Source organism: Phenylobacterium sp. NIBR 498073, from assembly GCF_027286305.1.
GTDB lineage: Bacteria > Pseudomonadota > Alphaproteobacteria > Caulobacterales > Caulobacteraceae > Phenylobacterium.
Genome location: NZ_CP114599.1, coordinates 1540565 through 1554466, shown reverse-complemented (window position 1 = coordinate 1554466; position 13902 = coordinate 1540565). Strand labels below are relative to the sequence as shown.

Annotated in this window: 14 protein-coding genes; 9 read left to right on the top strand and 5 right to left on the bottom strand. The window is 68.2% G+C overall.

The features are described from left to right. Positions 1-11: 11 nt before the first annotated feature. Positions 12-2108, bottom strand: coding sequence for a flagellar hook-associated protein FlgK (flgK, locus tag O4N75_RS07865; protein WP_269628800.1), 2097 nt, complete (start codon positions 2106-2108; stop codon positions 12-14). A gap of 446 nt (positions 2109-2554) precedes the next feature. Here flgK and O4N75_RS07860 point away from each other — a divergent pair, with 446 nt between their 5' ends. The 4 genes from O4N75_RS07860 to O4N75_RS07845 all read left to right on the top strand — a co-directional run bounded on the left by O4N75_RS07860 (position 2555) and on the right by O4N75_RS07845 (position 6671). Then, entirely contained in the window at positions 2555-4030 is a 1476-nt protein-coding gene (locus tag O4N75_RS07860) for a flagellar hook-length control protein FliK (protein WP_269628799.1), read from the top strand. A 10-nt stretch (positions 4031-4040) separates the two neighbouring features. Then, a complete protein-coding gene (locus O4N75_RS07855; protein WP_269628798.1) occupies positions 4041-4784 on the top strand; it encodes a flagellar hook assembly protein FlgD in 744 nt (247 codons plus the stop codon). Positions 4785-4825: 41 nt separating this feature from the next. Beyond that, positions 4826-6217, top strand: coding sequence for a flagellar hook protein FlgE (locus O4N75_RS07850; protein ID WP_269628797.1), 1392 nt, complete (start codon positions 4826-4828; stop codon positions 6215-6217). 166 nt (positions 6218-6383) lie between these two features. Then, positions 6384-6671, top strand: coding sequence for a DUF1153 domain-containing protein (locus O4N75_RS07845; RefSeq protein ID WP_267233343.1), 288 nt, complete (start codon positions 6384-6386; stop codon positions 6669-6671). A 68-nt stretch (positions 6672-6739) separates the two neighbouring features. On the opposite strand, the gene O4N75_RS07840 is transcribed toward O4N75_RS07845, so the two are convergent. Next, positions 6740-7129 carry a RusA family crossover junction endodeoxyribonuclease gene (locus O4N75_RS07840; RefSeq protein WP_269628796.1) on the bottom strand — a complete coding sequence of 130 codons (390 nt, stop codon included), beginning with the start codon at positions 7127-7129 and terminating at the stop codon, positions 6740-6742. Between the two features lie 84 nt (positions 7130-7213). Here O4N75_RS07840 and fumC point away from each other — a divergent pair, with 84 nt between their 5' ends. From fumC to O4N75_RS07825, 3 genes are read left to right on the top strand one after another with little or no spacing between them, the layout of a single operon-like run. Beyond that, entirely contained in the window at positions 7214-8605 is a 1392-nt protein-coding gene (fumC, locus tag O4N75_RS07835) for a class II fumarate hydratase (protein WP_269628795.1), read from the top strand. Between the two features lie 49 nt (positions 8606-8654). Continuing rightward, a complete protein-coding gene (locus O4N75_RS07830; RefSeq protein ID WP_269628794.1) occupies positions 8655-8936 on the top strand; it encodes a type II toxin-antitoxin system CcdA family antitoxin in 282 nt (93 codons plus the stop codon). Between the two features lie 3 nt (positions 8937-8939). Beyond that, a complete protein-coding gene (locus tag O4N75_RS07825; RefSeq protein ID WP_269628793.1) occupies positions 8940-9248 on the top strand; it encodes a CcdB family protein in 309 nt (102 codons plus the stop codon). A 2-nt stretch (positions 9249-9250) separates the two neighbouring features. Here the strand turns inward: O4N75_RS07825 and O4N75_RS07820 are convergent, their stop codons facing one another. Further along, positions 9251-10267, bottom strand: a complete 1017-nt coding sequence (locus tag O4N75_RS07820) for a polyprenyl synthetase family protein (RefSeq protein WP_269628792.1) — start codon at positions 10265-10267, stop codon at positions 9251-9253. 114 nt (positions 10268-10381) lie between these two features. Here O4N75_RS07820 and O4N75_RS07815 point away from each other — a divergent pair, with 114 nt between their 5' ends. After that, positions 10382-11146 carry a methyltransferase gene (locus tag O4N75_RS07815; RefSeq protein WP_269628791.1) on the top strand — a complete coding sequence of 255 codons (765 nt, stop codon included), beginning with the start codon at positions 10382-10384 and terminating at the stop codon, positions 11144-11146. Here O4N75_RS07815 and O4N75_RS07810 read toward each other — a convergent pair. Next, the gene (locus O4N75_RS07810) at positions 11143-11928 is read right to left on the bottom strand and encodes a thioesterase family protein (protein ID WP_269628790.1); all 786 of its coding nucleotides are present in this window, start codon (positions 11926-11928) and stop codon (positions 11143-11145) included. The two genes, O4N75_RS07815 and O4N75_RS07810, sit on opposite strands and share 4 nt — an antisense overlap. Before the next feature lie 80 nt (positions 11929-12008). On the opposite strand from O4N75_RS07810, the gene O4N75_RS07805 reads away from it, so the two are divergent. Then, positions 12009-12431, top strand: a complete 423-nt coding sequence (locus O4N75_RS07805; RefSeq protein ID WP_269628789.1) for a VOC family protein — start codon at positions 12009-12011, stop codon at positions 12429-12431. Here O4N75_RS07805 and otsA read toward each other — a convergent pair. Then, positions 12428-13801, bottom strand: a complete 1374-nt coding sequence (otsA, locus tag O4N75_RS07800; protein WP_269628788.1) for an alpha,alpha-trehalose-phosphate synthase (UDP-forming) — start codon at positions 13799-13801, stop codon at positions 12428-12430. The genes O4N75_RS07805 and otsA overlap by 4 nt on opposite strands. Between the last annotated feature and the right edge of the window lie 101 nt (positions 13802-13902).

The following is a 13902-nucleotide window of genomic DNA, read 5'->3' as shown; positions in this document are numbered from 1 at the left end:
GTCAGGCTCCGTTAAACCATGTTCGTCAGGACGTCGAACAGCTCCTTGGCCGCCTGGATCATGCGGGCCGAAGCGTTGAAGGCCTGTTGATAAGTCGTCAGGCGGACGAGTTCCTCGTCCACGTTCACGCCCTCGATCGCGTCACGGCGCGCCTGGGCCTCGTTGGATACCGACTCCGCCGCGCTCTTGCGGTTATCGGCCGCCTCGGCCTGGCGGCCGATGGAGCCGCCGAACTCGGCCGCATAGCGCGAAAGGGTCATGGTCACCGCGCCGAGCGTGCCCGCCGGCGAGAAGGTCGTGGTCGCGTCGCCCGCCGCCGCCAGCAGCCGCGCGCCGCGGCCGTCGCCGGCCGTGACCGCCGGCTTGCCCGCCGCCACCGACAGGTCCAGCGTCGCCAGGCCGAGCTTCATCGGGTCCTGGGCGATCGCCTTGTCCACTTCGAAGCGGCCAGCGCGGGCGTTGCGTTCGATCACGCCCAGGCCGAACAGCTGGCTCATCGACGGCCCGGTGGCCCCGCGCTGTGTCTGGTCCTGCGTCACCGACAGCGTCGCGTTCTGGGGCGCCGAGCCCGTGAAGGTCAGTGCGCCCTTGGCGTCCAGGCTGAAGGCGCCGTTGACGCCGACCCCGGTCGCCGGGTCGTTCAGGGCGGCGACCAGATCGTTCATTGAGGTGACCGGCGGTCCCGGCACGGTGAAGGTCATGTCGCGGATCGGCTTGCCGTCGGCCTGGGCCAGCCGGAAGCTGATCGTCTGGCCGGGGGTGAACCCGTGCGGGTCGGTCCCCCTCAGGCCGGTCTCGTAGCTCATCATCCCACCGGAGCGGACGAGGTCGTTGAGGCCGAAGAAATGCGAGAAGCCGCGGCCGGCCTTGGCCGACGTGCCTTCGTCGATGGCCAGCCGGTTGTCGCCGGTCCCGGCGATGCTCAAAGCCCCGTCGGTGAACGACGCCGTCGCGGCCCCGCCCATGGCGGTGTTGAGCGTGGTCAGGAAGCTCGCGGGCGTGAACGCGCCGCCCGGGACCATCGTCCCGGCGTCGAAATCGATGTCGACGCGGCTTTGCAGCACGCCGTCCTTGTCGAGGATCGCCACCGTGGTCTTGCCGGTGAAGCCGCCCACCGCGGTCGGCAGGTCCAGGCCGGTGTCGCGGCCGCTCAGCGCCTTGGGCGGCGGCGAGGCGGTGGTCTTGTTGTGCGCGGCGTTGATCTGCTCGACCGTGCGCGAGATGAACTCGCCGAGTTGGTCGGCCATCCCCGGCAGGGTCTCGTCGCGCAGGTCCATCAGCCCGCGGATCTCGCCGCCGGAGATCTGGATCGGCTGGGCGAATCCGACCCCGCCGTCCGGCTCGACCGCGATATAGCCCTTGGTGGCGTCAGTGCGGTTGTAGGTCAGGGTCGCAGCCTTGCCGTCGCCGGCCAGCAGCAGCCCTTCGGCCGAGCGGACGGTCACCCCGCCGTTGGCGCGCTGGGCCACCTGCACATTCATCAGGGTCGACAGTTCGTCGACAAGCTGGCTCTGGATGTTCTCCGACCCGGACGCATCGCCGCTGGTCAGCTTCGCGCGACTGATGTCGGCGTTCATCTGATTGATCTGGCGCAGCAGGTCGTTGATGCGGTTCACATCCGACGAGATCCGCGCGTCCACCGTCTCGCCCAGCTCGTTGATCTGGGAGTTGATCCGGCCGGTCTCGGTCAGGAAATCCTCGACCTTCGAGATGCCCTGGCTGCGCAGCAGGCTCGACGACGGATCGTCCGCCGCCGCCGCGAAGGCCGAGAAGATCTGGTCCAGGCGCGAAAAGTAAAAGGTCTCCTTGCCCGGGTTGCCGAACAGGCTCTGGGCGTTGTCCAGGTACTGCGAGAACACGTCCCATCGCGCCGCGTCCGAAGAGGCGGTGAGCGAGGCCAGCTGCAGGTACTGGTCGGTGATACGCCGCACCCCCACGATGTCGACGCCCATGCCCTTGCCGCCGACCACCAGCGGCGCCTGGTCCACCTGCTTGCGGACGTAGCCGGACGTGTTGACGTTGGCGATATTGTCCGACGTGACCCGCAGGTTCATCTGGGCCGCGTTCAGCCCGGACGAAGCCGTTTTTAGCATAGCCGTCAGTGACACGGTTTACCCTCCGCCCGGCAAAGCCTGACGCGCGACCCGGCGAAATCTGCCGGGATACTGGTGAACGCCCGCGCGTGGGCCATGCAAAAATCCAATCTTTTCAACGAACCTCGCTTTGAGGCCCGCCGAACCGCCATGATCCGGCGCAAGACCGGCGCCAGTTCTGCAGCGCCCCGCCGCCCCATGCCACGCGACCTCCCGCGACCAGGGCGGCAGGGACGACCCATCGCGCAGCTTCGGCCCGGCAAAAAACGCCACGCCGACCACCTCGCCGCCCCATCGGAAGTGACATTTCCGTATATTTATCAATGCTCTGCGCAGTTGGCGCAAAGGTTGCTCGGAGAACGCCGAATGTACGCGGCGCAGAAGCGCTCCCATCGATAAGCCCGGACACGCGCCGGGCGGATTCACCGGAAGCCATGACAGCGCCACTGTTCAATTTGCCGATGACGAGCCCGATCGCCGGGCCCTCCGCCGCCACCAACGGCGGCCAGGGCGCGCTGGGCGGTTTCGAGGCGCTGCTGGCCGCGTTCTTCGGGCCGACAGATCAGACCGCCGCCGGCGCCGGCGCCACGGCGGGCCTATTCGCGCCTCCCACCGACGCCGCGACGTCCGAGTCTCCCGACGGCGAGCTGGCCCCCGCCGGCGAGGCGGAGCCTGAAGCGCCGACGACCGCCGCCGCGCCCGACGCCATGACCATGGCCGCCCTGCTCATCGCCCCGCAGGTCGTCCCCCAGCCGCAACCCCAGGCGCCGATCGCCGCCGACGGCGAGGTATCCGGCGAGCCGCCCGCCCCGACGCCCACGGCTCCGGCCGCCGCCTTCGCGCCGCTCGCGGCCGCGGATGCAGCGCCCGTCGCCGCGTCGAAGGTCCAGACCGATGCGCCGGCAGCGGCCTCTCCCGACCTCGCTCAGCCGACGCCGGTAACGGCCGAGACGCTCGCGGCCGTCACGCCCCAGGCCAAGCCCGCCGTCGCCGCTGAGCCGCAGACCAAGCCCAAGTCGAACGGCCCTGCGGTTCCGGCGCCTCAAACCCAAGCCGCGCAGCCGACTCCGGCGCCCCAGGCGGCCGTCGCGGCTGCGGCGACCGACGCGCCGCAAGCCCAGCTCGCCCAGGCCGAGGCCGCCACCCCGGCCATCGCCGACGAGGTCAAGCCGCAGGAGCCGCAACAGGCGGCCCGCCCGGCGCGCCACGCCGACAACGCTCGCCGTCGCGGCGACGTCGCCCACGCCGCCGCCCCCGCTCCGACGGCCGACGGCGTCGTGTCGCCCAATGCGGTGACCGCTGCGGCCAGCGCCGGCGACGCCGGCAAGGCCGCCGCCTCGCTCGAGACCGAACTCGCCCCGCCCGCCCCCAAGGACGCCAAGAGCGAACCGGCCGCCGCCGCCGACGCGCCGGACGTCCAGCTTCCCGCCCATGCAGCTCCCGCCGCCCACGCCCATGTCGGCGGCCAGGCCGCCCCGGGCCGCGTCACCACCTCCGAGACCATCGCCAACCTGACCGCCCAGATCAGCAAGAAGCTGGAAGGCCGGGCCACGAAATTCGACGTTGAGCTGACCCCGGCCGGTCTCGGCCATGTCAGCGTCTCGGTCGAAATCGCCGCCAGCGGCAAGATGACCGCGGCGATGTCGTTCGACTCGCCGCAGGCCGCCGCCGAGGTGCGCGCCCGTTCGCACGAGCTGCAGCGCGCCCTCGAGCAGGCCGGCTTCGACCTGACCGGCGGCCTGTCCTTCGACGTCAACGGCGAGCGCGGCAACGACGGCCGCGGCCTGGGCCAGCAGCAACAGCAGAACGACGGAGCCTCGCGCGGCCGGGCCTTCCAGGCGGTGCTCGGCACCGCCGGCGAGGCGGCCGAGACCGCGGCCGTCGCCGCCCTTCAATACGCCCGCCGGTCCGCGACCGGCGTGGATATTCGGATCTAGGGAGACCGCCATGGCGATCGACGCGACCGCAGCGGCCGGCAACGCCAGCGCCTCGAGCACCGGGCGCACGCGCCTGGCCGACAGCTACGAGACGTTCATGAACCTCCTGACCGCGCAGATCAAAAACCAGGATCCGCTGTCACCAATGGACTCGACCCAGTTCACCCAGCAGCTGGTCCAGATGACCGGCGTGGAACAGCAGCTGCTGACCAACGATCTGCTCGAAAAGCTCGTGACCAACACCGGCTCGGGCATCCAGACCTCGGTCAGCCTGCTGGGTCGCGAGGTCCGCGCCCTGCACAACGAAGCCAAGCTCTCAGCCGGCAAGGCCGACTGGTCCTACAAGCTCGACCGGGAGGCGACAGAGGTGACCATCGAGGTGGTCAACAGCCTCGGCAAGGTCGTCCAGGTCGAGAAGGCCAGCGGCGACGACCTCAAGGCCGGCGACCACACCTATTCGTGGAACGGCAAGGACCGCACCGGCGCCCAGCTGCCGAACGGCGACACCTACACCCTGCGCATCACCGCCAAGGACTCGGCGGGCGCGACTGTCGGCGTCACCAACTTCATCAAGGGCGTCGTCACCGGCGTCGAACAGACCGACGGCAAGACCCTGATCACCATCAACGGCGTGCAGATCGGCTGGGAAAAGGTCACCTCGATCGCCGAGGCGCCCCAGCAGACGGCCGCCGCCGATACGAACCCCGACAACTCGGACAGCGACAACCCGCCGTCCGAACAGGCCGCCACCTGAGCGCGCGCCCTCACCCCATTCGCATAGAAAGGTAGACACCCATGAGCATCAACAGCGCCATGCTCTCCGGCGTTTCCGGGCTGATCACCAACTCCTCGGCCCTCGCGGCGATCTCCGACAACATCGCCAACGTCAACACCACCGCCTACAAGCGCAACCAGGTGAACTTCGCCAACGTTGTGACCGCCCAGGCGGTCAAGGGCCGCTACTCGGCCGGCGGCGTTCAGGCGGTCACCCGCCAGTTCATCAGCCAGCAGGGCCTGATCCAGTCGGCGACCTCGCCGACCGACCTCGGCATTTCGGGCGACGGCTTCTTCGTCGTCGCAACCAAGGGCGGAACCCTGACCGCGAACGACGAGCGGGTCTTCACCCGTTCGGGCTCGTTCAGCGTCGACGCCGACGGCTATCTGGTCAACGACGCCAAGCTCTACCTGCAGGGCTGGCCGGTGCAGGACGACGGCACGTTCAACACGAACCCGTCCGACCTGAACATGATGCAGTCGATCAACGTCAAGAACCTGGGCGCCGCGGTCCGCGCGACCAGCAACGTCGTGGTCAACGCCAACCTCAATAAGAGCCTGACCGCCGACGCGACCAAGAACACGAGCTACACGACGCTCGGCCCCGGCGCGATGGCCGAGTGGGCCCTCACCCAGGATCCGGCGACCGGCGTGCAGCCCGATTTCACCTTCGAGATGAACGTCATCGACTCGGTGGGCGCCACTCACAAGGTCGCCGTGGCCTTCATTAAAGACGACTCGACGCCGAACATGTGGAAGGCGGAAATGTACGCCGTCCCCGCCACCGATATCGACGATGGGACCACCAACGGTCTGATCGCGTCGGGCAACGTCATGTTCACCGCCGACGGTCAGCTCGACCTCGCTCACGTCGACACCACCCTGTTTGGCCCGACCGCCACCCTGAACCTCGGCGCCTCGGGAACCGCGGGATCGCCCCGCTGGGCCGACAGCCTCGGCGTCGAGGCTTCGGACATCGCCCTCGATTGGAGCAAGGTCACCCAGTACGCCTCGCCCTCGACCCTGAACTCGGCCAATTCTGACGGCGCCAACGTCGGCAACGTGGTCGGCGTCGAGGTCAGCGAAGACGGCGTCGTGTCCGCGATCTTCGACAACTCGGAAGTCCGAAAGATCGCCAAGATCGGCCTGGCCAGCTTCGCCAATCCTGACGGCCTGGCCCCGGTCAGCGGCAATGCTTACCGCCCGACGATCCCTTCGGGCGAGTTCGTGATCAAGCAGCCGGGCATCGGCGGCGCCGGTGAAATTGCTCCGGGCACGTTGGAAGCTTCGACCGTCGACCTGTCGGCCGAGTTCACTGGACTGATCACGACCCAGAAAGCCTATTCTGCATCTTCGAAGATCATCACGACCGCCGATCAGATGCTTGAGGAGTTGATCAATATTAAGAGGTAATATTTCCCGTTAACAACTCTCAACATCACTCGATAACTTAGACTGTACCAAAAACGGACAACGGCGAATCATGAGCAAGGAATTGTTTACTATCGTGATTCACCGCCCGTTATGTCCCACTCGTTACATTCTTCCCGAACAGTGATGGTCGGAAAGGCGTAAAGCCATGTTGCAACAACAGCAGACGCGCACGAACAGCCGCGGCGAGGCGTACGTCATTGGTCCGACGGGTGCGCCCCTGACGATCAAGGATCTGCCGCCGCCGGACACTGGCCGGTGGGTGATCCGTCGCAAGGCCGAAGTGGTCGCCGCCGTGCGCGGCGGACTGCTGACGCTCGACGAAGCCTGCGAGCGCTACTCCCTGACCAACGAGGAATTCCTCGCCTGGCAAAAGTCGATCGATCGCCATGGCCTCGCCGGCCTGCGCACGACCCGTCTGCAGCAGTACCGCTGACCCAGTAGAACCCCTCCGGGGTCAGCGAACCGCGGCCGCGCCTCGCAAGGGCGCGGCCGCTTTCGTTTTCAGCGCCGGTAGGCCGCGCCCAGGAGATTGACGTCCGACAGCTTGCGCACGGTGACCGTGATCTGCTCGCGCTCGCCGGCCCGCCGCTCCACCAGCAGCCGCGCCACCTGGGCGTCGTCGTGGAAGGTGTACCCCTTGATCGCGTCCAGGATCGCCTTGGCCAGGTTGTCGAGGTCGATCCACGGCGGGTCGCCGACATACTCCATGACGATGTCGACGCCGAACTCGCCCCAGCTCGGCCGCGAACCGCGCCAGGCCTTCCGGAAGAACTCATAGACCAGCGGCTTGTAGTACTTGGTCTGGGTGGTCAGGCCGTCGACCACGACCTCGACGGCGCCCTCGCTCTCGCGGGCGCGCACCTTTCCGTGGGATATCCAATCGCCGTCCATGCCCTTCCTTAGGGCCTGCGCGCCTTGCAGTCTCGCGCGCGTTCGCTAAACCGGCGCTGCGAACTCACCGGAGCTGAAGACATCATGACCGCGACCCGCACCGAGACCGACACCTTCGGACCCATCGAGGTCGCGACCAACGTCTATTGGGGCGCGCAGTCGCAACGCTCGATCGGCAACTTCAAGATCGGTTGGGAACGCCAGCCCAAGTCCGTGATCCGCGCCCTGGGCATCGTCAAGCGCGCCGCCGCGGAAGCCAACATGGAGCTCGGCAAGCTCGACCCGAAGATCGGTGCGGCTATCGTCGCGGCCGCCCAGGAGGTCATCGACGGCAAGCTCGACGACCACTTCCCGCTGGTGGTCTGGCAGACCGGGTCCGGCACCCAGTCGAACATGAACGCCAACGAGGTGATCTCGAACCGCGCCATCGAGATGCTGGGCGGGGTCATGGGCTCCAAGAGCCCGGTGCACCCGAACGACCATGTCAACATGAGCCAGTCGTCCAACGACACCTATCCGACGGCCATGCACGTCGCCTGCGCCGAGCAGGTCGCCAAGGAACTGATGCCGGCGCTTGAGCACCTGCACGCGGCGCTGAAGGTCAAGGTCAAGGCCTTCGACCACATCATCAAGATCGGCCGCACCCACACCCAGGACGCCACGCCGCTGACGCTGGGCCAGGAATTTTCCGGCTACTCGCAACAGGTCGCCAACGGCGTGCGCCGGATCAAGGACACCCTGGCCGGCCTCTATGAACTGGCCCAGGGCGGCACCGCGGTCGGCACCGGCCTCAACGCCCCGGTCGGCTTCGCCGAACTGGTCGCCAAAAAGATCGCCGACATCACCCACCTGCCGTTCGTGACCGCCCCGAACAAGTTCGAGGCCCTGGCCGCCCACGACGCCATGGTCTTCAGCCACGGCGCGATCAACACCATGGCCGGCTCGCTGTTCAAGATCGCCAACGACATCCGCTTCCTGGGTTCCGGCCCGCGTTCGGGCCTCGGCGAACTGGCCCTGCCGGAAAACGAGCCCGGCTCGTCGATCATGCCGGGCAAGGTCAACCCGACCCAGTGCGAGGCCCTGACCATGGTCTGCACCCAGGTGTTCGGCAACAACGCCACGCTGACCTTCGCCGGCGCCTCGGGCCACTTCGAGCTGAACGTCTTCAACCCGGTGATGGCCTACAACTTCCTGCAGTCCTGCCGCCTGCTGGCCGACGCGGCGATCTCGTTCACCGACAACTGCGTGGTCGGCATCGAAGCCCGCGAAGACAACATCAAGGCCGCGCTCGAGCGCTCACTGATGCTGGTCACCGCCCTTAACGGCAAGATCGGCTACGACAACGCCGCCAAGATCGCCAAGACGGCTCACAAGAACGGCACCACCCTGCGCGAGGAAGCCGTCGGCGGCGGCTACGTGACCAACGAAGAGTTCGACGCCCTGGTGCGCCCAGAAAAGATGATCAGCCCCGGCTGATCCAGGCCCCTTGCGTGACGGAGGCGCCTTTCCGGGTTAGCCTCCGTCGATGGGCAAGGCCGAACTGAATATCGAGGTCGACGAAGCGCTTCTGGAGCAGGCCCGTGAGCGTGGGCTGGACATTGCTGGGCTTGTCGAAGACGCGCTCCGGCACGCCTTGCCGCCGCGCGGCGTCGCCGAAGACGGCGCGCCGGACTTCGCCGTCGAGCAGGCGCTGAGCGACGAAGAGAAGGCCCGCCGCTGGGCCGAAGAGAACGCCGAAGCGATCAAGGCGCAGCGCGAGCGCATCGACGCGGTCGGGATCTTCGGCGAAGACCTGCGGACCTGGTAGGTTTTGAAGCAGTTCGACGTCTATCCGAATCCATCGTCACGCTCGCGTGAGCGGATTCCATTTGTGGTCGTCGTCCAGTCGCACCTGTTCGTGTCAAACACGACGCTGGTCGCCCCTATGATTCCGCACGACCGCCGCTCGGCCTTCACCGAGACCAGCATCGACGTGCGCGTCGGGGACGGCGGCTACATTGTTCTGATCGGCGAACTGGCCGTCATCGAAACGCGTCACCTGCAAAGGCCCGTCAGCAGTCTTCGCGAACACGAAGACGCCATACGCCGCGTACTCGACAGTCTCTTTACCGGCTTCTGAGCCTACGACTTCCGCTGAACCGCGAAGTCGGCCAGGTCCTCCAGCGCCGAGCGCCAGCTGTTGCTCGACGCGAAATCGGCCAGCTGCGCCTTGGCGGTCGCGGCGTAGTCGCCGGCCAGGGCCAGGGTGGCGGCGTCGGCGCCGGTCGAGGCGACCAGGCCGCGGGCCCGCTCGAAGTCCTCGTCGGTCTGCTCACGGCGGCCGACCGTGCGATCCCAGAACGGCTTCTCGGCCGCGCCGGTCTTGGCGATGGCCAGCAGCAGCGGCAGCGTCGCCTTGCCTTCCCGGAAGTCGTCGCCGGCGTTCTTGCCCAGGGTGGCGGCGTCGCCGCTGTAGTCGAGCGCGTCGTCGACCAGCTGGAAGGCCAGGCCCAGGTCCTGGCCGAACCTGCGCAGCGCCTCGCAGCCTTCCGGGCTGGCGCCGGCCGACACTGCGCCGGCCTCGGCGGCGGCGGCGAACAGCTCGGCCGTCTTGGCCTTGATGATCTCCAGATAGAGATCCTGCGACAGGTTCAGGTCGTGGGCGCGGGTCAGCTGCAGCACCTCGCCCTCGGCGATCACCCGGCTCGCACGGGCCAGGATCTCCAGCGCCTGCATCGAGCCCGCCTCGACCATCAACTCGAAGGCGCGCGCGAACAGGAAGTCGCCCACCAGCACGCTGGCCGGCGCGCCCCAGATCAGATGCGCGGCGACCTTGCCGCGGCGCAGCTGCGAGGAGTCGACCACGTCGTCGTGCAACAGGGTGGCGGTGTGGATGAACTCGACCGCCGCGGCCAGCTTCAGGCAGGCGTCGTCCTGGGCCCCGGCCACCCGCGCGGCGGCGATGGTCAGCAGCGGCCGCAGGCGCTTGGCCGACCCGCCGATCAGGTGCTCCGCCAGGGCCGGGATCACCGAAACGGGGCTCTGCATGCGATCACGGATCAGGGCGTCGACCTTGGCCATGTCGGGCTTCGCGAGCTCCAGGAGCCCGTCGATCGAGACGGGTTTTTCGCGGGCGATCGCGGCGCTGGCGGCGTCCAAAATACCGAAACTCCAAGGCGTTCGGCGCCCCGCACAGGGGGGCCGGCGTTTGCGGGCGACAATGGTCACGGGATAGACCAGGGTCAAGGCGGGCTTAGCCGTCTCCGAGCGCAAATGGAACCAGTGTCAGACCTGACAGACCCAGCAAATTCAGAAGACCGCCTGCTCGGCGGGCGAGTGCTGCTACGCCAGGGTGTAAGGGGATACCGCGCGGGTATGGATGCGGCCCTGCTGGCGGCCGCCTGCGACGCCGCCGACGGCGCGCGGGTGCTGGAGGCCGGCTGCGGCGCCGGCGGGGCTCTGCTGGCTGCGGCGAGCCGCCGCCCGGGCGCCGGCTTCGTCGGCGTGGAGCGCGATCCGGCCGCCGCCGCCCTCGCCCGCCGCAACGTTGAGGCCAACGGCCTGCAGGCCCGAGTCGAAATCCTGGAGGGCGACGTCGCCCTGCCCTTTAAGCAGCTTGGCCTGGCGCCGTTTGACGCGGTCATGGCCAACCCGCCGTTCTTCGACGATCCAGGCGTCCTGCGCGCGCCGGCGCCCGAGAAGACCGGCGCCTGGATGGCCGACGGCGGCCTGGCCGCCTGGACCGGCTTTCTGCTGAAGGCGGTGCGGGAGGGCGGCTCCATCACCCTGATCCACCGGGCCGACCGCCTGGCCGACATCCTGACCCTGCTCGCGCCCAAGGCCGGTTCGTTCCTGATCAGGCCGATCCACTCCCACGTCGACGCGCCGGCCAAGCGCGTGCTGGTCCGCGCGCTCAAGACCGGCAAGGCGCCGCTGCAGCTACTGCCCGCGCTCATCCTGCATCCGCGCGAAGGCGCCAAGCACACCGACGAGGCCGAAGCTATCCTGCGAGGCGAGGCCGCCCTTGGCTGGAGCTAGCCCTTGAACCACACCACCTGGTGCGAGATGGTCAGCAGCACGCCGTCGTCGGACCAGATCCCGGCGCTCTGGTCGTTGAACCCGTGGCGGAAGACGCGGGCCTCGGCCACGCCCAGCACCGGGCGCGCGCCCTGGCGGGCCAGCGCCGCCTCGTCGGCCATGAAGCAGCTCGACAGCGAGAGCGTCGCGACCGGCGGGATGTCGCCGCGCACCTGCAGGATCTTGACCACGAAGGTGTCGCAGATCGCCGCCAACGACGCGTAATCCAACGGCCGCGGCGGCTCGTCCCGCACCCAGCTGTGCGACAGGCCGCCCCCGGGCGTCTGCGGGCTCGCCGTCCCGGCGACCGGCTCCCCGCCCTCGAAGCGGAACTCGTAGCGGCCGCGCCAACCGGACCGGTCGGCGGTGTCGAGCACCGGGCTTTGGGCGGCCTGCAGCATCTCCACCTGCCAGTGCTGGGTCGAGCGCCCGTCACGCACCAGCCGCACGCTCACGTCGAACGCGCCTTCGGCCACCGCCGCGCAGAAATTGACGGTCTGGGCCACTGGCCGCCCGCGTCGCTGCGGATGATCAAGCACGGCCTTCATCAGGATCGCCGCGGTCGTCCCGCCGAACGGCCCAGCCATGTTCCAGTAGGCGGCCGAGGTCGCGTCGCGGTAGGCGCCAGGCCCCGTCGGCTCCAGGCGGACGGCGTCGTCGAGGGGATGCAGTCCGGTCGAGGCGTCGGTCATCGGTCCAGCGTGACCGGCCGCGCCGCCGGCGTCGATGACCTCGCAGGCCATCGCTTTTTGCAAAGCCCATAGTTTACAAAATTAGTCGGTCATTTTAGGAAAGCATAACCTTTCCAAATCAGGAGGCCGCAATGTCGCCGATCACTCTCGAACGACCGCCGCTGGCCGGGTGCGTTCTGCGCGTGGTGCGGCCGACCGATCAGATGGACGCCGTCGTCGCCTTCTATCGTGACGGCCTGGGCTTTCCCGAGCTCACCCGCTTTTCCGGCCATGACGGGTTCGACGGCGCGATCCTCGGCTTTCCGGGCGCGCCCTATCACCTGGAGTTCACCCACGCCCACGGCCGGTCCGCCGGCCGTGCGCCGACGCCCGACAACCTGCTGGTGGTCTACATGCCCGACGCCCGTGCCTGGAGTCGGATGATCGGGGTCATGCAGCGGCGCGGCCACCGCCCGGTGGACTCGTTCAATCCGTACTGGGATCGTGAGGGCGTCACCTACGAGGACCCCGACGGCTACCGCGTGGTCCTCCATCAGGGGATATGGCCGGTCTAGTCGCCGGCCAGCGCCGCGACATAGGCGTCACGCCAGGCCGACACGTCGGTCCGCCGCAGGTCGTCCATCAGGGCGCTCCAGCGCTCGACCCGCTCGGCCCGCTCCATGGCCAGGCCCCGCACGATGGCCTCAGCCACCTCCTCGCGATTGAATGGGTTGACGATCAGCGCCTGCCCCATCTGCTCGCTGGCCCCGGCGAACTGCGACAGCACCAACACGCCCGGATCGGCTGGATCCTGGGCGGCGACATACTCCTTGGCGACCAGGTTCATCCCGTCCCGCAACGGCGTCACCAGACCGATCTTCGCGGCGCGGTAAACCCCCGCCAGCTCATCGCGGCGATAGCCGCGGTTCACATAGCGGATCGGCACCCAGTCGATGGTCGCGAAGGCCCCGTTGATGCGGCCAGTCACCGCGTCCAGACGCGCACGGATTTCCTGATAGGCGTCGACCTCCTCGCGGCTCGGCGTCGCGATCTGCAGCAGGAACACCTGCTCGCGCAGTTCCTCACGATCGGCCAGCACCTGCTCGTAGGCCAGGAACCGCTCCTCCAGGCCCTTGGAGTAGTCCAGGCGATCCACCCCGACGATCATCGCCCGGCCGTTGAGGCTGACCTGCATCCGCTCGAACTCGGCCTTGGCGACCTCGCCGGACGCTGCGGCCTCGAAGCTCTCGACGTCCAGTCCGATCGGAAACGCCCCGACCCGCGCCGAGCGCCCGAAGGCATGGGCCACGCCCTGGTCGTCGACCCGGCCGCCGGCTTCGGAGATCACATAGTCGCGGAAGGCGCTGGCTGAATCTTCGGTCTGGAACCCCAGCAGGTCATAGGCGAACAGCGCCTCCACCAGCGCCTCGTGGTCCGGCAGGGTGAGCAGCAGCCGCCGCGCCGGCCAGGGGATGTGCAGGAAGAAGCCGATGCGGTTGCGCACCCCGCGTCGCCGCAGTTCCTGGGCCAGCGGGATCAGGTGATAGTCGTGGATCCAGATCAGGTCGTCTGGGCCGATCAGCGGGGTCAGCGCATCGGCGAAGCGCGCATTGACCCGCCCATAGCCCTCGCTGAACGACCGCTCATAGGCGCTGAGATCGACCCGGTAGTGGAACAACGGCCACAGCGTCCGGTTGGCGTAGCCGTTGTAGTATTCCTGGCGGTCCTGCTCCTCGAGATCCACCGTCGCCACGGTGACGCCGCCGACCTTCTGGACGGCGATCTGGCCGGAATACTCCTCGACCGTCTGGCCGCTCCAGCCGAACCAGACGCCGCTGTGCTCGCGCAGCGCCGCCGCCAGCGCCATGGCCAGGCCGCCGACCGCCCCCTCGCCGCCGTCGCCGGGCGGCTGCACCCGATTGGACACGACGATCAGACGACTCATCGCGCGCACCCCGCCACTTTGCGGGCACGCCCTTGTATAGATTTCAATTCTACAAACAGTATTTGAGACTTTCTCTGGCCGCGATCAGAACATCTGAAACG

What these genes read in the sequence shown, in the direction of transcription:
- O4N75_RS07860 (WP_269628799.1), top strand. Translation starts at nt 2,555, where the DNA reads ATGACGAGCCCGATCGCCGGGCCCTCCGCCGCCACCAACGGCGGCCAG.
- O4N75_RS07855 (WP_269628798.1), top strand. Translation starts at nt 4,041, where the DNA reads ATGGCGATCGACGCGACCGCAGCGGCCGGCAACGCCAGCGCCTCGAGC.
- O4N75_RS07850 (WP_269628797.1), top strand. Translation starts at nt 4,826, where the DNA reads ATGAGCATCAACAGCGCCATGCTCTCCGGCGTTTCCGGGCTGATCACC.
- O4N75_RS07845 (WP_267233343.1), top strand. Translation starts at nt 6,384, where the DNA reads ATGTTGCAACAACAGCAGACGCGCACGAACAGCCGCGGCGAGGCGTAC.
- O4N75_RS07840 (WP_269628796.1), bottom strand. Translation starts at nt 7,129, where the DNA reads ATGGACGGCGATTGGATATCCCACGGAAAGGTGCGCGCCCGCGAGAGC.
- fumC (WP_269628795.1), top strand. Translation starts at nt 7,214, where the DNA reads ATGACCGCGACCCGCACCGAGACCGACACCTTCGGACCCATCGAGGTC.
- O4N75_RS07830 (WP_269628794.1), top strand. Translation starts at nt 8,655, where the DNA reads ATGGGCAAGGCCGAACTGAATATCGAGGTCGACGAAGCGCTTCTGGAG.
- O4N75_RS07815 (WP_269628791.1), top strand. Translation starts at nt 10,382, where the DNA reads ATGGAACCAGTGTCAGACCTGACAGACCCAGCAAATTCAGAAGACCGC.
- O4N75_RS07810 (WP_269628790.1), bottom strand. Translation starts at nt 11,928, where the DNA reads ATGGCCTGCGAGGTCATCGACGCCGGCGGCGCGGCCGGTCACGCTGGA.
- O4N75_RS07805 (WP_269628789.1), top strand. Translation starts at nt 12,009, where the DNA reads ATGTCGCCGATCACTCTCGAACGACCGCCGCTGGCCGGGTGCGTTCTG.
- otsA (WP_269628788.1), bottom strand. Translation starts at nt 13,801, where the DNA reads ATGAGTCGTCTGATCGTCGTGTCCAATCGGGTGCAGCCGCCCGGCGAC.